This window comes from Hydrogenophaga sp. UC242_50 (assembly GCF_042697355.1).
GTDB lineage: Bacteria > Pseudomonadota > Gammaproteobacteria > Burkholderiales > Burkholderiaceae_C > Hydrogenophaga.
Genome location: NZ_CP170553.1, coordinates 4,053,350 through 4,078,816, shown reverse-complemented (window position 1 = coordinate 4,078,816; position 25,467 = coordinate 4,053,350). Strand labels below are relative to the sequence as shown.

Annotated in this window: 18 protein-coding genes and 5 pseudogenes; 15 read left to right on the top strand and 8 right to left on the bottom strand. The window is 68.0% G+C overall.

Going from position 1 to position 25,467, the window contains the following annotated elements:
* Positions 1 to 189 precede the first annotated feature (189 nt).
* Genes ACFJGX_RS20755 through ACFJGX_RS20725 form a run of 7 tightly spaced genes read left to right on the top strand, consistent with a single transcriptional unit; the run spans position 190 to position 6,554 of the window.
* Positions 190 to 1,215 (top strand): amidohydrolase family protein, encoded by a 1,026-nt coding sequence (locus ACFJGX_RS20755; protein ID WP_382326960.1) that lies wholly within the window; start codon positions 190 to 192, stop codon positions 1,213 to 1,215.
* Positions 1,216 to 1,238: 23 nt separating this feature from the next.
* Positions 1,239 to 2,255 (top strand): protocatechuate 3,4-dioxygenase, encoded by a 1,017-nt coding sequence (locus tag ACFJGX_RS20750; protein ID WP_382324054.1) that lies wholly within the window; start codon positions 1,239 to 1,241, stop codon positions 2,253 to 2,255.
* An 18-nt stretch (positions 2,256 to 2,273) separates the two neighbouring features.
* The gene (locus ACFJGX_RS20745) at positions 2,274 to 3,524 is read left to right on the top strand and encodes a Rieske 2Fe-2S domain-containing protein (RefSeq protein ID WP_382326958.1); all 1,251 of its coding nucleotides are present in this window, start codon (positions 2,274 to 2,276) and stop codon (positions 3,522 to 3,524) included.
* Entirely contained in the window at positions 3,521 to 4,201 is a 681-nt protein-coding gene (locus tag ACFJGX_RS20740) for an RraA family protein (RefSeq protein WP_382326956.1), read from the top strand. Before ACFJGX_RS20745 ends, ACFJGX_RS20740 begins: the two co-directional genes overlap by 4 nt.
* On the top strand, positions 4,198 to 4,854 hold the full coding sequence (locus ACFJGX_RS20735; RefSeq protein ID WP_382326954.1) for an RraA family protein: 657 nt from the start codon (positions 4,198 to 4,200) through the stop codon (positions 4,852 to 4,854). Before ACFJGX_RS20740 ends, ACFJGX_RS20735 begins: the two co-directional genes overlap by 4 nt.
* Entirely contained in the window at positions 4,854 to 5,513 is a 660-nt protein-coding gene (locus ACFJGX_RS20730) for a 4-carboxy-4-hydroxy-2-oxoadipate aldolase/oxaloacetate decarboxylase (RefSeq protein ID WP_382326952.1), read from the top strand. The genes ACFJGX_RS20735 and ACFJGX_RS20730 overlap by 1 nt, the downstream gene beginning before the upstream one ends.
* A 51-nt stretch (positions 5,514 to 5,564) precedes the next feature.
* A complete protein-coding gene (locus tag ACFJGX_RS20725) occupies positions 5,565 to 6,554 on the top strand; it encodes a Bug family tripartite tricarboxylate transporter substrate binding protein (RefSeq protein ID WP_382326950.1) in 990 nt (329 codons plus the stop codon).
* A 26-nt stretch (positions 6,555 to 6,580) separates the two neighbouring features.
* Here the strand turns inward: ACFJGX_RS20725 and ACFJGX_RS20720 are convergent.
* Both ACFJGX_RS20720 and ACFJGX_RS20715 read right to left on the bottom strand, forming a co-directional pair.
* Positions 6,581 to 8,189: pseudogene (locus tag ACFJGX_RS20720) on the bottom strand (gamma-glutamyltransferase family protein).
* A gap of 25 nt (positions 8,190 to 8,214) precedes the next feature.
* A pseudogene (locus ACFJGX_RS20715) lies at positions 8,215 to 9,706 on the bottom strand (NAD-dependent succinate-semialdehyde dehydrogenase).
* Positions 9,707 to 9,973: 267 nt separating this feature from the next.
* Here ACFJGX_RS20715 and alaS point away from each other — a divergent pair.
* The 3 genes from alaS (at position 9,974) to ACFJGX_RS20700 (ending at position 14,285) form a co-directional block, all read left to right on the top strand.
* A complete protein-coding gene (alaS, locus tag ACFJGX_RS20710; protein WP_382326948.1) occupies positions 9,974 to 12,595 on the top strand; it encodes an alanine--tRNA ligase in 2,622 nt (873 codons plus the stop codon).
* Positions 12,592 to 13,119, top strand: a complete 528-nt coding sequence (locus ACFJGX_RS20705) for a TlpA disulfide reductase family protein (RefSeq protein ID WP_382324063.1) — start codon at positions 12,592 to 12,594, stop codon at positions 13,117 to 13,119. The genes alaS and ACFJGX_RS20705 overlap by 4 nt, the downstream gene beginning before the upstream one ends.
* A gap of 245 nt (positions 13,120 to 13,364) precedes the next feature.
* Positions 13,365 to 14,285, top strand: a complete 921-nt coding sequence (locus ACFJGX_RS20700) for a transglutaminase family protein (RefSeq protein WP_382326946.1) — start codon at positions 13,365 to 13,367, stop codon at positions 14,283 to 14,285.
* Here the strand turns inward: ACFJGX_RS20700 and ACFJGX_RS20695 are convergent.
* The 6 genes and pseudogenes from ACFJGX_RS20695 to ACFJGX_RS20670 all read right to left on the bottom strand — a co-directional run bounded on the left by ACFJGX_RS20695 (position 14,275) and on the right by ACFJGX_RS20670 (position 19,067).
* Positions 14,275 to 15,228 (bottom strand): pseudouridine synthase, encoded by a 954-nt coding sequence (locus ACFJGX_RS20695; RefSeq protein WP_382324065.1) that lies wholly within the window; start codon positions 15,226 to 15,228, stop codon positions 14,275 to 14,277. The genes ACFJGX_RS20700 and ACFJGX_RS20695 overlap by 11 nt on opposite strands.
* A 12-nt stretch (positions 15,229 to 15,240) precedes the next feature.
* A complete protein-coding gene (gene trmB / locus ACFJGX_RS20690) occupies positions 15,241 to 15,969 on the bottom strand; it encodes a tRNA (guanosine(46)-N7)-methyltransferase TrmB (RefSeq protein WP_382324067.1) in 729 nt (242 codons plus the stop codon).
* Between the two features lie 31 nt (positions 15,970 to 16,000).
* Positions 16,001 to 16,882 (bottom strand): tRNA glutamyl-Q(34) synthetase GluQRS, encoded by an 882-nt coding sequence (gluQRS, locus tag ACFJGX_RS20685; RefSeq protein ID WP_382326944.1) that lies wholly within the window; start codon positions 16,880 to 16,882, stop codon positions 16,001 to 16,003.
* 20 nt (positions 16,883 to 16,902) lie between these two features.
* On the bottom strand, positions 16,903 to 17,631 hold the full coding sequence (locus tag ACFJGX_RS20680; RefSeq protein WP_382325562.1) for an NAD(P)/FAD-dependent oxidoreductase: 729 nt from the start codon (positions 17,629 to 17,631) through the stop codon (positions 16,903 to 16,905).
* A pseudogene (locus tag ACFJGX_RS20675) lies at positions 17,628 to 17,912 on the bottom strand (hypothetical protein); the annotation flags it as partial. The pseudogene ACFJGX_RS20675 and the gene ACFJGX_RS20680, both read right to left, overlap by 4 nt.
* A 206-nt stretch (positions 17,913 to 18,118) precedes the next feature.
* Positions 18,119 to 19,067 (bottom strand): annotated as a pseudogene (locus tag ACFJGX_RS20670) (LysR family transcriptional regulator).
* A gap of 137 nt (positions 19,068 to 19,204) precedes the next feature.
* Here ACFJGX_RS20670 and ACFJGX_RS20665 point away from each other — a divergent pair.
* From ACFJGX_RS20665 to dnaE, 5 genes and pseudogenes are all read left to right on the top strand, one after another.
* Positions 19,205 to 19,906, top strand: a complete 702-nt coding sequence (locus ACFJGX_RS20665; RefSeq protein WP_382158905.1) for a pirin family protein — start codon at positions 19,205 to 19,207, stop codon at positions 19,904 to 19,906.
* A 45-nt stretch (positions 19,907 to 19,951) separates the two neighbouring features.
* Positions 19,952 to 20,362, top strand: coding sequence for a DoxX family protein (locus tag ACFJGX_RS20660; RefSeq protein WP_382326942.1), 411 nt, complete (start codon positions 19,952 to 19,954; stop codon positions 20,360 to 20,362).
* A gap of 59 nt (positions 20,363 to 20,421) precedes the next feature.
* Positions 20,422 to 20,976 (top strand): flavodoxin family protein, encoded by a 555-nt coding sequence (locus ACFJGX_RS20655; protein ID WP_382326940.1) that lies wholly within the window; start codon positions 20,422 to 20,424, stop codon positions 20,974 to 20,976.
* A 144-nt stretch (positions 20,977 to 21,120) separates the two neighbouring features.
* Entirely contained in the window at positions 21,121 to 21,861 is a 741-nt protein-coding gene (locus tag ACFJGX_RS20650) for a DUF599 domain-containing protein (RefSeq protein ID WP_382326938.1), read from the top strand.
* Positions 21,862 to 21,870: 9 nt separating this feature from the next.
* A pseudogene (gene dnaE / locus ACFJGX_RS20645) lies at positions 21,871 to 25,441 on the top strand (DNA polymerase III subunit alpha).
* Positions 25,442 to 25,467: the final 26 nt, after the last annotated feature.

The following is a 25,467-nucleotide window of genomic DNA, read 5'->3' as shown; positions in this document are numbered from 1 at the left end:
TTTTTCTTCTTTTTGCCAGAACGGGCGCCTTGGGCGCCCGTTCTCTTTGGTGCGCCTGCGCCGGCACCATCGTGAAAACCCTAATGTATATTACAGATATACAGATTACAGTTCGACCCAAGCCGAGAGACGCCCATGGGGTGTCCGGCGCCAGAGGTCGAGGTGCCGCGTTGGTCCCGATCGCCCGCAATGCCCACGGAAAAAGACATGCTCATTGATGCACACGCGCACGTGACTGCGCCCGATTCGCTGTATGTGTGGAAGGCCGGATTGCTGTCGCACCGCGGCAACCACGGACGCGGATCGCCGAAGGTGAGTGACGACGAGATGCTGGCCGTCCTCCACACGCCGACCTTCGGCACCAAGTCCCACCTGGAACAGTTGAAAGAGCTCGGCACGGACATGCAGCTGATCTCGCCCCGGCCCTACCAGAGCATGCACAGCGAAAGGCCGGCCAAGCTGGTTCACTGGTACACGGAAGAGGTGAACAGCATGATCGGGCAGCAGGCCCGGTTGGTGCCGGGCACCTTCCGGGGGGTATGTGGCCTGCCGCAGGCCTGGGGCGAGCCGATCCAGAACTGCCTGCCGGAGCTGGACCGTTGCGTCAAGGAGCTCGGCATGGTGGCGGCGATGGTGAACACCGATCCCAGCGAGGGGCTGGACACCCAGGCGGTGCCGAATCTCGGCAGCGAATACTGGTACCCGCTGTGGGAGCGCCTGGTCGAACTCGACGTGCCCGCCTACCTGCACTCCGCGGGCTTTCGTTCGGAGCGCAACAGCTACTCGGTCCACTTCATCAACGAAGAGACGATCGCTGTCATGGCGCTGTGCAACTCGCGCGTGTTCAAGGATTTCCCGCGACTGCGCATCGTCGTGTCGCATGGCGGTGGCGCGATGCCGTATCAGGTCGGGCGCTTCCATGCGCCATCGCTGCGCCCGGGTCGGGCACCCGAGCCCTTCCTCGATGCGCTGCGCCGCCTCTACTTCGACACCGTGCTCTATTCGGAAGAGGCCTTGCGCCTGCTGATCAAGACCGTCGGCCCCGAGCGCTGCATCTTCGGCGCCGAGCGCCCTGGCGTCGGCACGGTGAAAGACCCCGCGACCGGGCGCTGGATGGACGACATCCAGCCGCTCATCGAGGGTTTCGACTGGCTCTCTGAAGACGCGAAGCAGGCGATCTTCAGTGGCAACGCGAAGCAGGTCTTCAAGCTGTAGATCCTCTGCGGGAGACACCAGACATGGCAAACATCGTTGGGGGCATTGCGGTCTCCCATGGCCCCCTGTTGTGCACGCCTCCTTCGATCTGGCACCTGCGAGCGGGAGCCGATCAGAAGAATGTGAACCACTGGTATCAGGGCCGGCGCCATCACTACGATGAGCTGCTCGCCGCCAGAGCGCCGGGATTCGGCATGGCCGTGCAGGCAGCGCATCAGGCGCGCGCCTACGCCCAATGCCAGTCGTCGCTGGACCAGCTGGCGGACAAGTTCAAGGCGATGAGGGCGGACTGGGTGATCGTCGTGGGCAACGACCAGCGAGAGGTCTTCCATGACGACATGTCACCCGCGTTGCTGGTGTACACCGGCGAGTCGATTCCCAACATTCCCCTGACCCCGGCGCAGCTGGCCAAGCTGCCGCCCGGCATCGCCGAAGCGGAGGTGGGGCACTGTCCACCGGAGGGGGCGGTGTACCCCGGTCATGCGGCCCAGGCGACGCGCATCGTGGAGAGCCTGAGCGACGCGGGTTTCGATGTGGCGACCTCCGCCCGCCTGCCGTCGACCGCCGATGGACAGCACGGCATTCCCCACGCGTTCGGTTTCGTGTACCGGCGCATCCTGAACGATGCGCCGCCGCCGAGCGTGCCCGTCTTTGTCAACGTGGGTGTCGCCCCCAACCAGGTCAGAACGGGGAGGGCGCTCGCCTTCGGCGCGGCATTGGCCCGGGCGGTGCGCGATCTGCCCGATGCCTCGCGTGTGGTGCTCATCGCCTCGGGGGGGCTGAGCCACTTCGTGGTCGACGAATCGCTGGATCAGAAAGTCCTCCAGGCCCTGAGCCCATTCGATGCCGCATCGCTCCAGTCGATCCCGGAGAGCTGGTTCAACGGGAACAGCGGCGAGATCAAGAGCTGGATGGCGGTGGCTGCGGCCATGAACGAAGCGGGGCTGCGCATCGACATGCGGGACTACACGCCGTGCTACCGGACGCCGGCCGGCACCGGCAGCGGCATGGGTTTCGTGGCGTGGTCCTTGTCAGTGTGAAAGAAGGAAACAGAAGCAATGAATGAAGAACAGAACCGCAGGCTGACGCAGGTCGGCCGCGGAACGCCCATGGGCGAGGTGCTGCGAAGGCACTGGATGCCGATCGCGGGTGCCTCGGAACTCGATGAGAACCCCATCAAGCCGCTGCGGCTGATGGGCGAGGACCTCGTCCTCTACCGCGACCTGAGCGGCAACCATGGCCTGGTCGAGCGGGCCTGTGCGCACCGCCGCGCCGACCTGTCCTATGGTTTCGTCGAGGCCGACGGCATTCGCTGCAGCTACCACGGATGGGCCTTCAATGCCTCGGGCAAGTGCGTGAGCCGCCCGTACGAGGACACCGTCAACCCCGACATCACGAAGCGCGGGCGGATTTGCATCCAGGGCTATCCGGTGAAGGAGAAGGCCGGGCTTCTGTGGGCCTACCTGGGGCCCGCTCCCGCACCGGAGCTGCCCGACTGGGAGCCTTTCAGCTTCGAGAACGGTTTCGTCCAGATCGTGGTATCCGACGTGCCCTGCAACTGGTTGCAGTGCCAGGAGAACTCCATCGACCCCGTGCACTTCGAATGGATGCACAACAACTGGAGCACCCGCCTGAGCGGGCAGACCGGCCCCTACTCGGCGGAACACAAGGAAGTCGCTTTCGAAGAGTTCGACCACGGGCTGGTCTACAAGCGCATCCGCGGCGAGGCCACGAAGGCCGATGCGATGTGGACCGTCGGCCGGGTGTGCCTGTGGCCCAACGCGTTCTTCCTCGGGGACCACTTCGAGTACCGGGTGCCGATCGACGACGAGAACACGCTCAGCATCTCGTGGATCTTCACGCGCCTGCCGCAGGAGGTCGAGTCGTATTCACAGCCCTCGGTGCCGACCTGGCGCAGCCCGGTCAAGGACGACGCCACCGGGCGCTGGGTGACGAGTCACGTGATCAACCAGGACATGGTGGCCTGGGTGGGCCAGGGGGTCATCGCCGACCGGACGAAGGAGACCCTCGGGCTCAGCGACCGCGGCATCGTGATGCTGCGTCGGCGGTTCGAGCAGGACATCGCGGCGGTTGAACGGGGCGAGGATCCGAAAGGCGTCATCCGTGATCCGGCGAAAAACGTCCGGGTTCAGCTGCCCATCGCGGAACGCGAGTTTCTGCTGCGGGGCCTTCCGAGGCAAGTGCTTCTGGCGCACCCCATCTGGCGGCAGCACTACGAAGGGTTCCGCTTTGCCTATGGCCAGCCCGAGTCGGTCCGCCAGGCTTTCCGGGAGGCGGCAGGCCTATGAACACGCTGAGCACCATCCAGAAGGCATGCGTGGCGCGCCTGCGGCGCATCGACGTCTGCGCGCTGTCCGACGCCCTCGACAAGCTGGGGCGCGCGGGCGCCGTCACCGGCATCCCGCAGCGCAGTGGTCAGGGGCGCATCGCCGGGGTCGCTGTCACGATGAAGGTCGGTCCAGGCCAGCCACCCCCGGGTGAGCCACGGCATCTGGGTTGCACCGCCATCGAACTCTCGGGGCCGGACCAGGTGATCGTGGTCGAGCAGCGTTCCGGCGTCGAGGCCGGCTGCTGGGGCGGGCTGCTCACGCTGGGCGCCAAGGTGCGCGGCGTCGAGGGCGTCATTGCCGATGGCCCACTTCGGGACGTGGACGAGGCCATCGCCTACGGTTTCCCCATCTTCAGCCGCAGCCTGACCTGCCTGACGGCCCGGTCGCGCGTCGTCGAGCTGGGCACTCAGCTGCCGGTGGCGCTGGGGAATGTCTCGGTCCAGCCGGGTGACTACGTGGTGGCCGATCGCAGTGGTGTGGTCGTCATTGCGGCGGCAAGCATCGAGGAGGTGCTCGACACCGCCGAAGCCATCGCGCGGCGCGAGGGCGGCATGGCCAAGGCCCTCCAGGGGGGAACCCCGATCAGCCAGGTGATGAATCGCGACTACGAACAGATGCTGGAGAACAAGCGATGAACGACGATCCCCATGTGCAACGCGCGGCCCGGCTGGACACGGCCGCCCTCAGTGACGCTCTCGACAAGCTGGGCATCGTCTGCCAGTGCCATCGCGTCAAGCCGCGAGACCCTTCCTTTCGCATGGCCGGCCGGGCGTGGACCCTGCTGTACGGCCCTGCGGGCAGCCCACCTGGCACCGTCGGAGACTACATCGACGATGTGCCCCCTGGCAGCGTGATCGTGCTGGACAACGGCGGCCGCGACAACGCCACCGTGTGGGGCGACATCCTGACCGAGATTGCGCATCGGCGGGGCATCGCCGGGACCGTGATCGACGGCATCTGCCGCGATGTCGCGCTCTGTCTGGAACTGAACTACCCGGTCTTCTCCAAGGACCACTGGATGCGCACCGGCAAGGACCGTGTGCAGGTCGAGGCCACGGGCGTTCCCGTCAATGTCGGCGATGCCCGTGTGAGCCCGGGTGACATCGTGAAAGGCGACGCGGATGGCGTCGTGATCATTCCGAAGGAGCACGAGGCACGGGTCCTGGACACCGCCGAAGCCATCGACTCGGCCGAGGCGCGCGTGCGCGCGGCGGTGCGGGGTGGCATGCGCCTGGACGAGGCGCGCAAGGCCCATGGGTACCACCAGTTGCAGACGAGGGCATCGTGATGCAGCGGCACGACCCTTCCACCACGACGCGGGACGCGGTCCGGCTGCCGGCGCCCGTCCTCGCGCGAGCGCAGGCCGCATCGTCGGCCACGCTGCACGAGGCCGCGCGAAAGATCGGTGCCCTGCCTTCCCAGATCCAGGCGCTCGCGCCCGGGTTTCGCTGCGCGGGATCGGCCCTCACCGTGCATTCCCCGCCGGGGGACAACCTCTGGCTGCATCGCGCGCTCGAGCGGGTCCAGCCCGGCGATGTGATGGTGGTGTTCGCGGGCGGTGCCCACGAGCATGGTTATTGGGGCGAGATCATGGCGACGATCGCCAAGGCCCGAGGCCTGGCCGGCCTGGTGATCGACGGCTGCGTGCGCGATGGCGATCTGCTGCGGGAGATCGGCGTGCCCACGTTCAGCCGCGGTCTCTGCATCCGGGGGACGGGCAAGGATTTCGGCGCCGTCGGCTGGATCAATCACCCGGTTCTGATCGGCGACGTGGTCGTGAACGCTGGCGATCTGATCGTCGGTGACGGCGATGGGGTCGTCTCCATTCCTCATTACATGGCCGGGGCGGTCCTGGACGCGGGGGCGCAACGCGATGCCGAAGAAGCCGAGTTCGTCCAGCGGCTCCAACGAGGAGAGAGTACCTTGTCGATTTACGGATGGCGTTAGGCGCCCGCGCAAGCCCAGGCAGATGGACGGTAAAACCAGGAGACAAACCCCATGAACATCCCTCGACTCGACCGACGCACCGCGGTCATCGGCCTGCTGGCCGCCGCCACCACCCCATGGGCGATGGCCCAGGCCGAGACAGCGGGCAACTATCCCGCCAAGACCCTCAAGATGGTCGTGCCCTACAGCCCGGGGTCCGTGACGGACACCCTGGCCCGCATGGTGTCGGAGCGGCTGTCGCAACGCCTGGGGCAGCCGGTCATCGTCGAGAACCGCCCCGGTGCGAGCGGACAGATCGGCACCGCGGCGGTCGCCGCCGCCGCGCCGGACGGGTACACCATGATGCTGGCGCCACCCACGCACATCATCAACTCGGTGCTGCGCAAGATGCCTTACGACCCGATCAAGAATTTCGATCCGGTCATCCAGATCGCCCGCTCGAACCTGGTGCTGGTGGTGAACGCCGCGACACCGGCGAACAACCTGAAGGAGTTGGTGAGCTATCTGAAGGCGCAGGGCGACAACGCCACCTACGCTTCGGCGGGGCAGGCCTCGACCCTGCACCTCTACACCGCCCAGCTGCAACAGGTGCTGGGCACCAGCATGCGGCACGTCCCGAGCAAGGGCGTGCCCGGCGCCATCATGGACGTGGTTCAGAACAGCGTCACGGTGGTGCTCGCCCCGATGGAGAACGCCGTTCGCCTGATCAAGAGCGGCCACCTCAAGGCGATGGCGCAAACCGGCAAATCGCGCTTCGCCGAGATTCCCGATGTGCCGACGTTTGCCGAGGCCGGCCTCTCCAGCGTTCACAGCGAACTCTGGTACGGCCTCTTTCTGCCTGCGGGCACACCCAAGCCCATCCTGGCGAAGCTGAACAGGGAAGTCGCCGCGGTGCTCGCCATGCCGGAGGTGAAGACGCAGCTCCTCACGGCCGGCACGGAGCCGGTGGGGGGGTCACCCGAGCAACTGGCGGCGCTGTGCCGCAGCGAGCTCGCGATGTGGACCGACGTGGTCAAGCGCAACGGCATCAAGGCCGACTGACGCGTGGCGCCTCCGCAGGACGACGCTCAGAACCCCACCGCCTGCCCGTCGCGCCGCGCATCGCTCGCGGCCACGTAGCCGTCGGCCATGTCGTCGCTCAGGCGCGCGATGAACTGGCCGCTGCCGAAGTCGAGGTAGGTGTCGGCGGTCGGCTCGAAGCGGTGGCCCAGCGCCTTGAGGCCGTCGCGCAGCGCGGGCGCCATGGTGGATTCGAAATCCACGTCCAGGCCTTTGCCCCATTTCCAGCGCGGTGCGTCGCACGCGGCCTGGGGCTGCTGGCCGTGCACCAGCATGCGCACCAGCGTCTGCACATGGCCTTGCGGCTGCATGTTGGCGCCCATCACGCCAAAGCTCATCACACCCTGGCCCTGCCGCGTGAGGAAGCCCGGGATGATGGTGTGGAAGGGCCGCTTGCCCGGTGCGACCTGGTTGGGGTCGCGCATCCTGCATCGTGAAGCCGTGGCCCCGGTTCTGCAGGCTGATGCCCCAGCCGGGCACGACCACGCCGCTGCCGAAACCCAGGTAGTTGGACTGGATCAGGCTGACCATGCGGCCTTGCGCATCGGCGGCGGTGAGGTAGACCGTGCCACCGCGCGGCGGGTGGCCCGCGCCGGGGTGAATGGCGCGTTTCGGGTCGATGAGCCTGGCGCGGTCGCGCAGGTAGCCCGGGTCCAGCAGGTCGGCGGCGCGCACCTCGGTCATGAAGCGCTCGTCGGCGACCCAGCGGTAGGTATCGGCGAAGGCGAGCTTGACGGCCTCGATCTGCAGGTGCTGGCCTTCGATGCTGTCCGGCCCGTAGCGGCCGATGTCGAGCTGTTCGAGCATGCCCAGCGCCATGAGCGCGGCGATGCCCTGGCCGTTGGGCGGCAGTTCGTGCACCGTGTGGCCGGCGAACGCCATCTCGATGGGCTTGACCCACTGCACCTCGTGCGCGGAGAGGTCGCTGGCGCGCAGTTGCGCGCCGTGTTCGCGCGCGAAGGCATCGATGGCGGCGGCGATCTCGCCCCGGTAGAAGGCTTCGCCGCGCGTCTCGGCGATGCGGCGCAGCGCGCGGCCAGCCTCGGCGAAGCCGAAGCGCTCACCGGGCAGCGGCGCACGGCCACGGGGCATGAAGGCCTGCGCGAAACCGGGCTTGTCCTGCAGCAGAGGCACGGCCAGGGCCCATTTGTGCGCGATGACGGGCGCCACCGCGAAGCCGCTTTCGGCCAGCTCGATGGCCGGCGCCATCAGGTCGGCGAAGGGCAGGGCGCCGAAGCGCTCGGACAAGGCGGCCCAGCCGGCCACCGCGCCGGGCACGGTCACGGCATCGAAGCCGCGCAGCGGGATCTGGCCGTTGTGCTTGTTCTCGAAATAGGCCTTGCTCCAGCCCGCGGGCGCCACGCCCGAGGAGTTCATGCCGTGCAGTTGCTGACCGTCCCAGACGATCGCGAAGTTGTCGCTGCCCAGGCCGTTGGAGATGGGCTCCACCACGGTGAGGGCGGCGGCGGCCGCGATCGCGGCGTCCACCGCGTTGCCGCCCTTGAGCAGCATGCGCAGACCGGCCTGCGCGGCCAGGGGCTGCGAGGTGGCGACCACGTTGCGCGCCATGAGCGGGCTGCGGATGGTGGGGTAGGGGTGGCTCCAGTCGAACTGCATGGGGTGGGGGTCTCTCAGGTGGGAATCACTTGAGGATATCGCCGACGCAGAGGTACTTGATTTCCACGTAGTCGTCCATGCCGTGGTGCGAGCCCTCTCGGCCCAGGCCGGACTGCTTCACGCCGCCGAAGGGCACGTGTTCGGTGGCCAGGATGCCGACGTTGATGCCGACCATGCCGTACTCCAGCGCCTCGCTCACGCGGAAGATGCGGCCGACGTCGCGGCTGTAGAAGTAGCTCGCCAGGCCGAACTCGGTGGCGTTGGCCGCGTCGATGGCTTCCTGCTCGGTGTGGAACCTGAACACCGGCGCGAAGGGGCCGAAGGTTTCCTCCTTCGCGCACAGCATGTCGGCCGTCGCGTCGGCCACCACGGTGGGTTCGAAGAACTGGCCGCTGCCCAGGCTGGCGAGGCGCTGGCCACCGGCCACCACGCGCCCACCCTTGGCCACGGCATCGTCCACGTGGCGCTGCACCTTCACGAGAGCCGCTTCCTCGATCAGCGGGCCCTGGCTCACGCCCTCGCCAAAGCCGTTGCCGACCTTGGCGGTCTTCACCTTGGCGGCGAACTTGGCCACGAAGGCGTCGTAGACGCCGGCCTGCACGTAGAAGCGGTTGGTGCAGACGCAGGTCTGGCCGGCGTTGCGGTACTTGCTGGCGAAGGCGCCTTCCACCGCGCTGTCGATGTCGGCGTCGTCGAACACGATGAAGGGCGCGTTGCCACCCAGTTCGAGCGACATCTTCTTGACCGTGGGCGCGCACTGCGCCATGAGGATGCGGCCGACCTCGGTGGAGCCGGTGAAGCTGATGTGGCGCACCACGTCGCTCGCGCACAGCACCTTGCCCACGGCGATGGACTGTTCGGCGTCGGCGGTGAGGATGTTGAACACCCCGGCCGGGATGCCGGCGCGGATGGCCAGTTCGGCCGCGGCCAGCGCGGTCAGCGGCGTGAGTTCGGCCGGCTTGATGATCACGGGGCAGCCGGCGGCCAGCGCGGGCGCCACCTTGCGCGTGATCATGGCCAGCGGGAAGTTCCAGGGCGTGATGGCCGCGCACACGCCGATGGGCTGCTTGAGCACCATCAGGCGGCGGTTGTTGTCGAAGGTGGGCAGGGTTTCGCCGTTGACGCGCTTGGCCTCCTCGGCGAACCATTCCACGAAGCTCGCACCATAGGCCACCTCGCCCTTGGCCTCGGCCAGGGGCTTGCCCTGTTCGGCGGTCATGAGGGTGCCCAGGTCGTCCTGGTTCGCCATCAGCAGGTCGTACCACTTGCGCAGGATGTGGCTGCGTTCCTTGGCGGTCTTGGCCTTCCAGGCCGGCCAGGCGGCGTTGGCGGCGGCGATCGCGGCTTCGGCATCTGCGGGGCCCAGGTTCGCCGACGTCGGCCAGCTTGTGGCCGGTGGCCGGGTCGTGCACGTCGAAACGGCGGTTGCCGGCAACCCACTGGCCGTTGATCAGGGCGTCGGTCTTGAGCAGGCTCGGGTCCTTGAGCAGGGCCAGGGGGGAGGTCTTCATGTCCATGGGTGTTGTCTCCGTCGGTGCGGTGCGCGGGAAGGGGTGATCGGGATTTATTTAACTTGTTAAATTAATCGCCGCCGATTGTGCCGCCGAAAGGCGTTCCAGCATAGCCCCCGGTCTTTTCCGGGGCGGTGCCGCCCGCGACGCGGCGGGCCGATCCACCCGATTTCGCCGCCCGCGCGCCGGGGTCGGCCCGCATGTTGGAAAATAGCGGGTTCCGCGCGCGCGAGCGCTGCCCCGCATTCAACGACGACCACCCACAAGGCCAACATGACCCGCCCCGCCTCCGTTGCCGACATCCGCAAGAGCTTCCTGGACTTTTTCGCTTCCAAGGGCCACACCGTGGTCGCGTCCAGCCCCCTGGTGCCCGGCAACGACCCGACGCTCATGTTCACCAACTCCGGCATGGTGCAGTTCAAGGACGTGTTCCTCGGCACCGACAAGCGCCCCTATGTGCGCGCGGCCTCGGTGCAGGCCTGCCTGCGCGCCGGCGGCAAGCACAACGACCTGGAGAACGTGGGCTACACCGCGCGCCACCACACCTTCTTCGAGATGCTGGGCAACTGGTCGTTCGGCGACTACTTCAAGCGCGAGAGCCTGAAATGGGCCTGGGAGCTGCTGACCGAGGTCTACCAGTTGCCCAAGGAGCGCCTGCTGCGCACGGTGTACGAAGAGGACGACGAGGCCTACGACATCTGGACGAAAGAGATCGGCCTGCCGCCCGAGCGCGTGATCCGCATCGGCGACAACAAGGGCGGCCGCTACAAGTCCGACAACTTCTGGATGATGGCCGACACCGGCCCTTGCGGTCCGTGCAGCGAGATCTTCTACGACCACGGCCCCGAGATCCCCGGCGGCCCTCCGGGCAGTCCCGATGAAGACGGCGACCGCTTCATCGAGATCTGGAACAACGTGTTCATGCAGTTCAACATGGACGAGACTGGCGCCGTCACGCCGCTGCCCGCCCCCTGCGTGGACACCGGCATGGGCCTGGAACGCCTGGCCGCGATCCTGCAGCACGTGCACAGCAACTACGAGATCGACATCTTCGACGCGCTCATCAAGGCCGCCGCGCGCGAGACGCACATCAGCGACCTGGACAACCCCTCGCTCAAGGTGATCGCCGACCACATCCGCGCCACCGCCTTCCTGGTGAGCGACGGCGTGATCCCCAGCAACGAAGGCCGGGGCTATGTGCAGCGCCGCATCGTGCGCCGCGCCATCCGCCACGGCTACAAGCTGGGCCAGAAGACGCCGTTCTTCCACAAGCTGGTGCCCGACCTGGTGAAGCTGATGGGCGCGGCCTACCCGAACCTGGCGCGCCAGGAGCAGCGCATCACCGAGGTGCTCAAGGCCGAGGAAGAGCGCTTCTACGAAACGCTGGCCAACGGCATGGAAATCCTCGACGCGGCGCTGGCCGGCGGCGAGAAGGTGCTGCCGGGCGACGTGGCCTTCAAGCTGCACGACACCTACGGCTTCCCGCTCGACCTGTCGGCCGACGTCTGCCGCGAGCGCGGCCTGTCGGTGGACGAGGCGGGTTTCCACGCCGCGATGGAAAAGCAGAAGGCCGCAGGTCGCGCGGCCGGCAAGTTCAAGATGGACAAGGCGCTGGACTACACCGGCGCGGGCAACCAGTTCGTGGGCTACGAACAGCTGGAAGCGCCCGGCAAGATCGTCGCGCTCTACTTCGAAGGCACGCCGGTCGCCGCGCTGAACGCCGGCCAGACCGGTGTGGTGGTGCTGGACAACACGCCGTTCTACGCCGAGAGCGGTGGCCAGGTCGGCGACGAGGGCGTCATCACCAGTGGCTCGGCGCGTTTCGCCGTGGGCGATACGCAGAAGATCAAGGCCGACGTGTTCGGCCACCACGGCAGCGTGGAGCAGGGCACGCTCAACGTGGGCGACCACGTGAACGCCCAGGTGAACACCGCGCTGCGCGCCGCCACCGTGCGCAACCACAGCGCCACCCACCTGATGCACAAGGCCTTGCGCGAGGTGCTGGGTGAGCACGTGCAGCAGAAGGGCTCGCTGGTGAACGCCGAGCGCACGCGCTTCGACTTCGCGCACAACGCGCCCGTCACGGACGCGCAGATCCGCCAGATCGAGGCCAAGGTGAACGCCGAGATCCTCGACAACCACGCCACGCAGGCGCGCCTGATGGACATCGAGTCGGCGCAGAAGACCGGCGCGATGATGCTGTTCGGCGAGAAGTACGGCGAGACCGTGCGCGTGCTCGACATCGGCAGCAGCCGCGAGCTCTGCGGCGGCACGCACGTGCAGCGCACGGGCGACATTGGCCTCTTCAAGGTGGTGGGCGAAAGCGGCGTGGCCGCGGGCGTGCGCCGCATCGAAGCCATCACCGGCACGAACGCGCTGGCCTACCTGCAGTCGCTGGAAGACACGGTGGCGCAGGCGGCGGGCGTGCTCAAGGCGCCCACGGTCGAGCTGAACGCGCGCATCGGCCAGACGCTGGAGCAGGTCAAGGCGCTGGAGAAGGAAGTGGCCGCGCTCAAGGGCAAGCTGGCTTCGAGCCAGGGCGACGAGCTGGTGGCGCAGGCGGTGGACGTCAAGGGCATCAAGGTGCTGGCCGCCGTGCTCAACGGCGCCGACGCCAAGACCCTGCGCGACACGCTGGACAAGCTCAAGGACAAGCTCAAGACCGCCGCCATCGTGCTGGCCGCCGTGGACGGCGCCAAGGTGCAACTGGCCGCCGGTGTCACCGCCGACAGCATGGGCAAGGTCAAGGCCGGCGAGCTGGTGAACTTCGTGGCCCAGCAGGTGGGCGGCAAAGGCGGCGGCAAGCCCGACATCGCCATGGCCGGCGGCACCGACGCGAGCGGTCTGCGCAAGGCGCTGCAGTCGGTGCAGGGCTGGGTGGCCGAGCGCGTGTGAGCACGCTGAGCCGCCGGCAGGTCCTGGCCAGCGGGCTGGCCGTGGCCCTGGGGCCGGTGGCGGTCGGCGCACAGCCGGCTTTCGAACTGAGCGACTGGCCGCGCGGCATGCCCACGCCGGCGCTGACGACCCTGGACCTGCAAGGCCGGGCCGTGAAGCTCGCCGATTTCAAAGGCCGCGCCGTGCTGCTCAACTTCTGGGCCAGCTGGTGCGAGCCCTGCCGCACCGAAATGCCCATGCTGCAGGACCTGCCCCCGCTGATTGGCGAGGACCGCCTGGCGGTGATCGCGCTCAACTTCAAGGAGCCGCCGCAACGCGCCCTGCGTTTCGTGGAGCAGACCCAGCTGAGCCTGCCGGTGTGGCTGGACCCGCTGGGTGAACACGCGCGCGCCTGGGGCGTGCGGGTGTTTCCGACCACGGTGCTGATCGATCGCCAGGGCCGCGCGCGCCAGCGCGTGCGGGGCGAGGTCGACTGGAGCGGCCGCGAGGCGCTGGGCTGGGTGGATCGTTTGCTCATGCTCTGACCCCGTCCCATAATTCCTGTCCCCCCTTCCGGAGTGCCCTTCATGACCCCCGATCGCCGCCGCTTCCTGCAGCGCGCCGCCACCTCCGTGGCCGCCGCATCACCGCTGTTCCATGCCACAGGGGCCCTGGCCCAGGCCAACCCGGCACCACCGCGCGAGTTCAACCCCCAGCCCGGCGCCTGGCGCACCTTCGATGTGACCACCCGGGTGGACATCGAGTTGCCCGGGGCGCTTCCCAGGTCTGGTTGCCGCTGCCCTCGGTCGAGAGCGACTGGCAGAAGTCCTTCACCAGCGACTTCCGCACCAACGGCACCGCGCAGCTGACCGAAGAGCGGCACTACGGTGCCCGCATGCTGCACGTGACGTTCGCCGAAGGTGGTGGCACGCCTTACGTGGAACTCACCAGCCGCGTGCAGACGCGCAACCGCGCGGCGGATCTTTCGCAGAAAACGGCCAGCACCGAAGACGCCGCCAGCCTGCGCTTCTGGACCCAGCCCACGGCCCTGCTGCCCACCGACGGCATCGTGCGCGAGACCGCGCTCAAGGCCACGCGCGGTGCGCGCACCGACGCGCAGAAGGCGCGCCAGATCTACGACTGGGTGGTGGCGAACACCTACCGCGAGCCCAAGGTGCGCGGCTGCGGCGAAGGCGACATCAAGACCATGCTGGAGACCGGCAACCTGGGCGGCAAGTGCGCCGACCTCAACGCCATCTTCGTCGGCCTGTGCCGCTCGGCCGGCCTGCCGGCGCGCGACGTGTACGGCATCCGCCTGGCGCCCTCGGCCTTCGGCTACAAGGAGCTCAGCGGCAATTCCGCCAGCCTCAAGGGCGCGCAGCACTGCCGCGCCGAGGTGCACCTGGCCGGCCACGGCTGGGTGGCGATGGACCCGGCCGATGTGGCCAAGGTCATGCGCCTGGAGACGCCCGAGTGGATCAAGACCACGCAGCACCCGGTGGTCACGCCGGTGAACCGCGCGCTGTTCGGCGGCTGGGAGGGCAACTGGATGGCCTGGAACATGGCGCACGACGTGAAGCTGCCGCAGGCACAGGGCCCGCAGCTGGGCTTCTTCATGTACCCCGTGGGCGAGACCGGCGGCCAGCGTCTGGATTCCTACGCGCCGGACGACTTCAAGTACCAGATCACGGCGCGCGAGATCAAGGCCTGACCGTTTCCTGCGGCTCGGGCCAGCTCAGCGATTGCTGGCTGGAAAAGGCCCGTGCTTCGCCTGTCACGGGGTCGGTGAAGGCGATGGCTCGGGCCAGCAGGCGCAGCGGGTTCGAGAAATCCTCGGCTTCGTGTGGCCCGCGCTGCACACTCGGGTAGAACTGATCGCCCACGATGGGTCGGCCCAGCGCGTTCATGTGCACGCGCAGCTGGTGCCGCTTGCCGGTGACGGGCTCCAGGCGGTAGCGCGCCCACGGGCCGTGCATCTCCAGCCGCTCGATGCGCGTCTCGCTGTTGGGCTCGCCTTCGGCCTCGTTCATGCGGAAGAAGGCGTCGTGCGCTTCCTCGATGCGGCTGCGCCGCACCACGGGCCAGGCCTGGGACGCATCGCCGGAGGGGGCGAGCGCTTCGTACACCTTGTGCACCGCGCGGTCGCGGAACAGCGACTGGTAGGCGTCGCGGTCCTGCGGGCGCAGGCTGAACACCACCAGGCCCGCTGTCTCGCGGTCGATGCGGTGGATGGGGCTCAGCGTGTCGATGCCCAGCCGGTTCTTCAGCCGCACCAGCAGGCTTTGCTGCACGTAGCGCCCACCGGGTGTCACCGGCAGGAAATGCGGTTTGTCCGCCACCAGCAGGTGCTCGTCCAGGTGCAGCACGGTTTCCTCGAACGGCACCACGGGTTCGTGGTCGAGTTCGCGGTAGTAGTAGACCCGCACCCCCGGCGTGAAAGCCGCATCGGGTGGCAGGGCCTGGCCCGCGTCGTCAAGCACCTCGCCGCGCGCGAGCCGCTGGCCCCAGGCCTCGCGGCTCACGGCGCTCAGGCGCTCGGCCAGGAAGTCGATCAGTTTCGGCCAGGGCGCGGCCTTGTCGTAGGGCAGGGCGATGCAACTGGCCGACACGCCGTGGCGCGAGGGAATCGCGGGGTTCTTCGGCGGGCGGCCCATGGTGGCCGCGCGTCAGACCCGGCGGAACACCAGGTCCCAGACGCCGTGGCCGAGCTTGAGCCCGCGGTTCTCGAACTTGGTGAGCGGCCGGTAGTCGGGCTTGGGCACGAAGCCGTCGCCACCCGCTTCGGCGGTGTTGCTCAGCAGGGGCTCGGCCTGGAGCACCTCCAGCATCTGCTGGGCGTAGGGTTCCCAGTCGGTGGCGAGGTGCAGGTAGCCGCCTGGCTTGAGGTGGCGCGCGAGGCGGTTCACGAACGGGCCCTGGATCAGGCGGCGCTTGTGGTGGCGGCTCTTGTGCCAGGGATCGGGGAAGAAAATGTGCACGCCATCGAGGCTGGCTTCGCCCAGCATGTGGTCCAGCACCTCCACCGCGTCGTGGCGGAAGATGCGGATGTTCTCCAGGCCTTGCTCACCCACGAGCTTGAGCAGGGCGCCCACGCCGGGCTCGTGCACTTCGCAGCAGAGGAAGTTGTCCTGCGGGCGCACGGCGGCGATGTGGGCGGTGGCGCCGCCCATGCCGAAGCCGATCTCCATGATGAGCGGCGCGGCGCGCCCGAAAGCCGCAGCCGCGTCGAACGCGCCGGGGGCGTAGTTCAGCAGGAAGCGGGGACCATGCTGTTCGAAGGCTCGAGCCTGGCCCGGGCCCATGCGGCCCGCGCGCAGCACATAACTCTTCACCTCCCGCATGAAGGTGGTGTCGGCGGGGGCTGGGCGCGGTTGGGCGTGGCGGGGATCGGTCATCGGGAGCGGTCGGTCGGGGAAGGGGTGGATTTTAGGCGGGCCAGGCCTTCGTCCACGCCGCCAGCAGGTTGGTCACCGTGTCGCGCGCTGGCGTGGGCAGGCCGAGCACTTGGGCGGCCTGCATCAGCGCGGCGGGGGGATCGCTCAGGTCCAGGGCCTGTGCGCCGTTCTGTTTGCTGAGCTTTTCACCGTGGTCACCGAGCACCAGCGGGGTGTGTCGGTAGGCCGGCGTGGGCAGGTCCAGTGCCTGTTGCAGCAGGATCTGGCGCGCCGTATTGTCGACCAGATCTTCGCCACGCACCACGTGGGTGATGCCTTGCGCTGCGTCGTCCACCACCACGGCGAGCTGGTAGGCCCAGAGGCCGTCGGCGCGCTTGAGCACGAAGTCGCCCACCTCGGTGGCCACGTCCTGCGCCTGCGGGCCGAGCTGGCGATCGGTCCAGCGCACTTCGCTGCGCAGGGGCTGCACGGCGAATCGCCAGGCTCTGGCGGGCTTGCCGCGCAGGCCGCCACGCTCGGGCCGGCAGGTGCCGGGGTAGACGGCGCTGTGGTGGCGCTCGCGCACCACACCCTGGGCCTGCAGCGCGGCCTCGATGTCCTTGCGCGAGCAGGCGCACGGGTAGGCGCGGCCCGCGGCCACCAGCCGGTCCAGCGCCTGCTGGTAATGGGCGCCGCGCTGCGATTGCCAGAGCACGGGCTCGTCGCTGACCAGGCCGCAGGTTTCAAGCTGCCTCAGGATGGTGCCGTCGGCACCGGGCACGCAGCGTGGCGTGTCCACGTCTTCCATGCGCACCAGCCAGACGCCGCCGTGGGCGCGCGCATCCAACCAGCTGGCGAGTGCGGCGACCAGCGAGCCCGCATGCAGCGGGCCGGTGGGCGAAGGGGCGAAACGTCCTCTGTACATGGCCGCCATGGCCCGCAGACGCGGAAGACTCAGGCGATGGCGAGCGCCATTTCCAGGCCGGAGACGAAGGCGTCTTCGACGCGGTGGCCCAGGCACCAGTCGCCGCAGGCGCCGATGCCCAGTGCCTTGTCGAGCAGGTGGCTCTGGCCCAGCGGCGTCTGCGTCTGGGCAAAGCGCCAGCGGTGCGCCACGGCATGGGTGGGCGTGGCGCGGATGCCGGTGATTTCGGCAAAGCCCTTGAGCAGCTTGGCCTTGGCGCGCTCGGCGTCGTCTTCCAGGTGCTTGGTGGACCAGGCGGGGCTGGCCTGCACGGTCCAGCGCTCGATGGGGTCGCGCCCGGGCTTGCTGGATTCGCGCGCCAGCCAGCTGATGCGGTGGTGCGTGCTGCGCGCGGCGTTCCACTGCGGGCCGAGGTGCGGCAGGCCGGGCTGCATGGCCTGGGGGTAGGCGACCATCAGCGTCCAGCAGGGCGCCACGTGCACGGGGGTGAGTGCCTTGCGCAACTCGGGCGCGAGGCCGGAGGCCAGCAGCAGGTCGTGGATCTGCGGGTGCGGCATGGCGAGGACCACGCGGTCGAAGCCGCCCAGCACCTGCTGGCCGCCCTGGGCGTCTTCGGCGCGCAGCTGCCATTGTTCGGGATGCAGCGCATCGCGCTCGATGCGGGTCACGCAGGTGTCCAGCAGCGTGCGGGCCAGCAGGCCGCCGTGCAGCTCGGGATGCGCCAGGGGCTGCGCCCAGAGGTTGACCAGGGCGCTCATGCCGGGCGAGGCCACGAAATGCGGTTCGGTGGGGGGCGGCGCGCTGCGCCAGCACGCGGCCGAGTTCGTCGAGCACGCGCACGGTGCTGGCGCTCCAGGGGCGCACGACGGCGGTGGCGTTGCTGCGCAGCGCGGTCTCGAAACGCGCGTCGCGCACGGTGAAGTACTGGGCACCGTGGTCGAAACCGCCGAACTCGGTGCGCCGCGTTGGCGATGCGGCCACCGAACTCACGGCTTCTCTCGAGCAGGGTGACGCGGTGACCCGCCTGCACCAGCGTGCGCGCGCACACCACGCCCGCCATGCCACCGCCGACCACGGCGAAGTGCAGAGGCGTGGCCGCCGCGCCGCGGGCCTTGGAGCGGGTGTTCTTCGTGGCTGGGGCTGCGCGTGGGCTTCTGGTGTTCGTCATGTCTCTTGGCGCGTTGGGTGATGGGTGTGTGGCTGACTGTATCAGTTGCTTCATCGTTCGCGCCGCTTTCCCATGGATCAGATCTGATGGTGGTTGTTCAGCAGCGCGCCGCGCGTCTTGGGATGCTGCAGGCGGTCCAGCCACCACCGCAGCGCGCGGCCGGTGTCGCCCGAGCTGCGGGGCTGGCGCCAGGCATACGAGACGCGCAGCGTGCGGTTGGGCCGCTGCACGGTTTTCACCACCAGCCGCCCGGCGTTGATGAAAGGCTGTGCGAGGGACAGCGGCAGGAAACCCCCACCGAGGCCGCGCAACTGCGCTTCGAGCTTGTGCTGCATGGTCGGCACGGTGAGCACATCTTGCCCCGGCAGCAGGTTGTGCGTGACACCGCGCCCGCGCTGCGTGCTGTCGGCCACGGCCACGGCGCGGTGTTCGCGCAGTTCCTCGTCGCACAGGCTGTGGGTGGCGGCGGCCAGGGCGTGGTGCGGTGCGACCGCGTAGACGAAGCTCAGCGTGCCCATGGGCGCGGACTGGAACTCGGTGAGCGCCATCTCGCTGGGCACGCCCAGGGCGAGGTCGGCCTGGCCGCTCTGCAAGGCTTCCACCGTGCCCGAGAGCGTTTCGGCCCGCAGCTTGAGCCGGGTGGGCGCGCCTTCGGCATAGAAGGCCTCGCAGAGCTCGAACAGGGTGGCGCGCGCGATGATGGCGTCGGCGGCGATGGTGAGTTGCGGTTCCCAACCCGTGCGCAGCGCGCTTGACGCGCTGGGCCACGGCGTCGAGTTCGCTCAGCAGGTATTGCCCGGAACGCAGCAGCTCGGCCCCGGCGGGGGTGAGCACGGCGCGGCGCGCGCTGCGGTCGAACAGCAGCACGTCCAGCGCGTCCTCGATCTGGCGGATGCGGTAGGTCAGGGCGCTGGGCACCATGCCGAGTTCGCGCGCGGCGGCCGCCATGCTACCCAGGCGGGCGACGGCATCGAGCAGGCCGAGGTTTTCAGGAGAGAGGGCGGCCCGGGGGCTGGAAGTGGCGATGGCGGTGACTCTGATCGTTCAAATGATTTGAATGATGCCATCAAAACCGTGCAGTCACAAAGGGGGCTGGTCCGCTCAGAATTCACCCCATGCCAGCCATTCGGGCCGGCCCCACGGAAGATGGAAAGGAATACACCATGCTTCAGATTCGACGCTCCGATGCCCGCGGCTATGCCGACCACGGCTGGCTCAAGAGCCACCACTCGTTCTCCTTCGCCGAGTACTTCGACCCTGCCTGGATGGGCTGGGGCAACCTGCGCGTGATCAACGAAGACCGCATTGCCCCGGGCACCGGTTTCGGCACGCACGGCCACCGCGACATGGAAATCATCAGCTACGTGCTGCAGGGCAACCTGGCACACAAGGACAGCATGGGCAACGTCAAGGGCATTCCGCCCGGCGACGTGCAGCGCATGAGCGCGGGCAGCGGCGTGCGCCACAGCGAGTTCAACCACGCACCCGACGCCACCACGCATTTCCTGCAGATCTGGATCGAGCCCAATGTGACGGGCATCGAGCCGGGCTATGAGCAGAAGGGGTTTGCCGAGGCCGAGAAGCGTGGTCAACTTCGTCTGGTGGCATCCCCCGACGGGGCCGAGGGCTCGGTGACCATTCATGCCGACGCGGCCATGTACGCCGGCCTGCTCGATGGCCAGGAAGCCGCCGAGCTGGCGCTCGACCCGGCCCGCAAGGCCTATGTGCACCTGGTGCGTGGCGCGCTCGACGTGAACGGCCAACACCTCAAGGCGGGGGACGCTGCCGTGCTGGCCGGCGAAAGCCGCCTGCAGCTCTCGAACGGCGATGATGCCGAGGTGCTTGTGTTCGATCTTGCTCCCTGAACGTTTTTTCCATCCTTTCAACTTCCATTTTTTCAAGGACTCACCATGAACGCTCTGCAAAACCCCCTGGCCCTGATCGGCCGCATCCTGCTGGCGGTCCTTTTCGTGCCGGCAGGCTTTGGCAAGATCGCCGGCTTTGCCGGCACGGTCGGCTACGCCACGGCCATGGGCCTGCCTGCGCCGCAAGTGGGCGTGGCGATCGCCCTGGTGATCGAGCTGTTCGGTGGCCTGGCGCTGCTGATCGGCTACCGCACCCGCGTTGCCGCCATTGCCCTGGCCGTGTTCACGCTGGTGGCCAGCTTCTTCTTCCACGCCTACTGGGCCGTGCCGGCCGAGCAGCAGATGATGCAGCAGCTGTTGTTCTTCAAGAACATCGCCATCACCGGTGGCCTGCTCGCCTTCGCCGCCTTCGGCGCCGGTGCCTTCAGCCTCGACGCGCGCCGCCCGGCCGCCTGAGCTTCATTGGGTTTCTCCTTCGCGGCGCCTGGGCGCCGCTTTTTTTTCAGGAACACAAGATGTCCAAAGTTGTCGTGGTCTACCACTCCGGTTACGGTCACACCCAGCGCATGGCGCAAGCGGTCGCCCAGGGCGCCGACGCCGAACTGCTCGCCATCGACGCCGACGGCAACCTGCCCGACGGCGGCTGGGACACCCTCGATGCGGCCGATGCCATCATCATGGGCTCGCCCACCTACATGGGCAGCGTGAGCTGGCAGTTCAAGAAGTTCGCGGACGCCTCCAGCAAGCCCTGGTTCGCCCAGAAATGGAAGGACAAGATCGCCGCCGGCTTCACCAACAGCGCCGGCATGAACGGCGACAAGCTCGCCACGCTGAACACGATGTTCACCCTGGCCATGCAGCACGGCATGATCTGGGTCAGCCAGGGCCTGATGCCCAGCAACACCAAGGGCGCCCAGCGCAACGACGTGAACTACCTCGTGAGCTACAGCGGCGCGATCGCCCAGTCGCCGTCCGATGCCGGTGCGCAGGACATGCTGCCGGGCGACCTGGAGACCGCGCGCCTTTTCGGCGAGCGCGTGGCCAGCGTGGCGGCGCGATTCACGGGCTGAGCGATCCGGCGAGCGTGCCGCGGTCCAGAGGCATCCAGGGCCCGGCTCCGCCGGCCCGAGATGCCGTTCCCCCTCCCAGCGCCGACGGCACGCCGAGGGGGGACGGCGCGTCAGCGGCGCAGTGGGGGCGTACCATCCAGCTCCATGAAGTTCCTCAGCATCATCCCCTGGGCCGACTGGCTGGCCCTGGTCTGCTTTCTGGCCCTGTGGGTCGGCTACGCCTGGTTCGCCCGCGAATGGGGCCGCAAGATGGGTTCGCTGCTCCACACCACCAACCGCTACCGCGGCTACTGGATGACGCAGACCACGGCGCGCGACCCGCGCATGCTCGACGGCCTCATCACCCAGGCCTTGTCGGCCACGCCGACGTTTTTCTCATCCACCTCCATCCTGGTCATCGGTGGTCTGTTCGCCTTGCTCGGCACGACCGACAAGGCGACGGAGTTGATGAGCGAGATCCCGTTCGCCCAGACCACCTCGCTGATCGTCTTCGAGTTCAAGATCCTGGTGATGGTGGCGATCTTCGTCTACGCGTTTTTCCGCTTTTCCTGGTGCATGCGGCAGTACACCTTCGTGGCGCTGGTGATCGGCGCCATGCCGCCGGCCGAGGACTTCGAGGCCGGCAAGCACGACCGCCGGGCCTTCGCGGACCGCGCCGCAGCCATGGTGGGCGCCGCGGCCGACACCTTCAACGACGGCCTGCGCGCTTATTACTTTTCGTTCGCTGCGCTGGCCTGGTTCATCTCTCCGGTGGCGATGGTGGTCGCCACGCTGGCCGTGGTGGGCGATTCTTTACAGCCGGGAGTTCCGCTCCGAGGTGCTGAGCATCCTCAAGGACGAAATGCCACCGCCCGCTTGAGAGGAAGAAGGCCCCGCGCCTTCTAAAATGGCCCGATGTTCACTCATCTGCGCCTGCACACCGAATTCTCCGTCGTCGACGGCACCAACCGCATCGATGACGTGGTGGCCGCGGCCGCCGCCGACGGCCAGCCCGCGCTGGCCATCACCGATCTCAGCAACCTGTTCGGCGCCGTCAAGTTCTACAAGGAAGCCCGTGGCGCGGGCGTCAAGCCCATCATCGGCGCCGAGGTGCTGCTGCAGGGCTTCACCGAAGAAACGCCCGGTGCCATGCCGGGCAGCCAGCAGGCGCCGGTACCGCGTGCGCTGCTGCTGGTGCAGGACAAACAGGGCTACCTGAACCTGAGCGAGCTGCTCGCCCGCGCCTGGACGCGCAACGACGGCCGGGGCCAGGCGCTGGTGCAGCGCGACTGGCTGCAGGAATGCAATGCGGGCCTGATCCTGATCTCGGGCGCGCAGGCCGGCCCGGTGGGCCAGGCGCTGATGCAGGGCGATGCGCAGCGCGCGGCCGACGTGGCGCTGCAGCTCTCCAGCATCTTCACGCACCGTTTCTACATCGAGCTGCAGCGCGCCGGGCGCGTGGACGATGAACGCCACGTGGCGCAGGCCGTGCAACTGGCCGCGCGCCTGCACCTGCCGGTGGTGCGCAGCGCACCCGGTGCAGTTTCTCGAGCCCGACGACTACGAGGCGCACGAGGCCCGCGTCTGCATCGCCGAGGGCGAGATCCTGGGCAACAACCGGCGCGTGCGCCGCTTCACGCGCGAGCAGTATTTCAAGAGCACGGCGCAGATGCAGGCGCTGTTCGCCGACATCCCGTCCGCGCTGGCGAACTCGGTGGAGATCGCCAAACGCTGCAACCTCACGCTCGTGCTGGGCAAGCCGCAGCTGCCCAACTTCCCCACACCGCTGATCGATGGCGTGCCGATGCCGATGGCCGATTTCTTCCGGCAGTCGTCGTTCGAAGGCCTGGAAGAGCGCCTGGCGCACCTGTACCCCGAAACTGCCAAGCGCGACGCCGAGCGCCCGCGCTACGTGGAGCGCCTCGAGTTCGAGATCAACACCATCCTGAACATGGGGTTCCCGGGCTACTTCCTGATCGTGGGCGACTTCATCAACTGGGCCAAGAACAACGGCTGCCCGGTGGGACCGGGCCGGGGCTCGGGCGCCGGCTCGCTGGTGGCCTACGCGCTGAAGATCACCGACCTCGACCCGCTGCAATACAACCTGCTGTTCGAGCGCTTCCTGAACCCGGAGCGGGTGTCCATGCCCGACTTCGACATCGACTTCTGCCAGACCAACCGCGATCGCGTGATCGACTACGTGAAGGACAAGTACGGCAAGGAAGCGGTGAGCCAGATCGCCACCTTCGGCACGCTGGCCGCGCGCGCGGCCATCCGCGACGTGGGCCGCGTGCTCGACTTCTCCTACGGCTTCTGCGACGGCATCTCCAAGCTGATCCCGAACAAGCCGGGCATGTCGGTCACGCTGCAGTACCCGCCGGCGCAGAAGAAGGAAGGCGACAAGAACAACTACGCGATCGAGATGGAGCCGGTGCTGGCCGATCGCATCCAGAAGGAAGACGACGTCAAGACCCTGATCGAGCTGGCGCAGAAGCTCGAAGGCATGACGCGCAACATCGGCATGCACGCCGGGGGCGTGCTCATCGCACCGGGCAAGCTCACCGACTTCTGCCCGCTGTACGCGCAGCCCGGCAGCGAATCGGCGGTGAGCCAGTACGACAAGGACGACGTGGAGGCCATCGGCCTGGTGAAGTTCGACTTCTTGGGACTGGCCACGCTGACCATCCTGGAGATCGCGCGCGAGCTCATCATGAAGCGCCACCCGGGGCAGGAGAACTTCCGTTTCGAGGACGTGCCGCTGAACGACGCGCGCGTGTACGCGCTGTTCTCGCGCGGTCAGACCGAAGCCGTGTTCCAGTTTGAAAGCCGCGGCATGCAGGGCATGCTGAAGGACGCCAAGCCCTCGCGCCTGGAAGACCTGATCGCGCTCAACGCGCTGTACCGCCCGGGCCCGATGGACCTGATTCCCAGCTTCGTGAACCGCAAGCATGGGCGCGAGGAGGTGGAGTACCCGCACCCGGCGGTGGCGGAGATGCTGTCCGAGACCTACGGGATCATGGTCTACCAGGAACAGGTGATGCAGACCGCGCAGATCCTGGGCGGCTACTCACTCGGCGGTGCCGACCTGTTGCGCCGCGCCATGGGCAAGAAGAAGGCCGAGGAGATGGCCGAGCACCGCGAGAAGTTCCGCGCCGGTGCGCTTGCCACGCACAACATCCCCCAGGACAAGGCCGACGAGGTCTTCGACCTGATGGAGAAGTTCGCGGGCTACGGCTTCAACAAGTCGCACGCCGCCGCCTACTCGCTGCTCGCATACCACACTGGTTGGCTCAAGGTGCACTACACCGCCGAGTTCTTCTGCGCCAACATGACGGTGGAAATGGACGACACCGACAAGCTCAAGGTGCTGTTCGAAGACGCGCAGAAGATGGGCATCGCTTTCGAAGCGCCGGACGTGAACCGGGGCTTCCACCGCTTCGAGCCGATCACCAACAAGTCCATCCGCTACGGCCTGGGCGCCATCAAGGGCACGGGCCAACAGGCGATCGAGGCCATCGTGGCGGCCCGTGAAGGCCGGGGCGAAGGCCCACGCGGCGACGAGAAGGGTCCGTTCAAGAGCCTCTTCGACTTCTGCGTGCGCGTGGACCGCACGCGCCTGAACAAACGCACGGTGGAAGCGCTGATCAAGGCCGGTGCCTTCGATTCGCTGAACCTCAACCGCGCCGAGATGCTGGCCTCGGTGGACCGCGCCTTCGAGTTCGCCGCCGCCACCCTGGCCAACGCCAACCAGGGCGGGCTGTTCGACATGATGGGCGACGACGACCACGGTTCGAGCAAGCAGGAGCCCGACCTCGTGCGCCCCATGCCCTGGGGCGTGAAGGAGCGGCTCACGCTGGAGAAGACCGCGATGGGCTTCTACTTCTCGGGCCACCTGTTCGACGAGGTGCAGCGCGAGGTGCGCCGCTTCGCGCGCACGCCGCTGGGGGATGTGGTGGAGAGCCGCGACCCGGTGATCCTCGCCGGCATCGTGACCGACTTCCGCGTGATCAACGGCCAGCGAGGCAAGCTCGCGCTGTTCAAGCTGGACGACAAGACCGGGGTGTTCGAGACCAGCGCGGACGAGAACCTCATCAACCAACATCGCAACCTGCTCAAGGACGACGAGCTCATCATCGTGCAGGCGGTGGCGCAGCCCGACCGTTTCTCAGGCGGTGTGCGGCTGAAGATCCAGCAGATCTGGGACCTGGCGGCGGCGCGCTGCCGTTTCGGCAAGTATTTGCGCGTGGCGGTGAACGGCACGGCGCCATCGATCGCCGAGCTGGTGCGCGAGTTCCCACCCAAGCGTGAGATCACCGAGCAGGGCGAGCTGGTGCGCGGCCTGCCGGTGCGGCTGGCCTTGCTGCGCGAGGGCGCGCAGTGCGAGCTGCAGCTGGACGACCGGGCGCTGTTCTTCCCCACGGACGCCGCGCTGGCGAGCTGGATGGCGCAGGCCCACGAGCAGCGGGCCGAGATAGTCTTCGATTGACCCCCTGCGCCGCTGTGCGGCTTCCC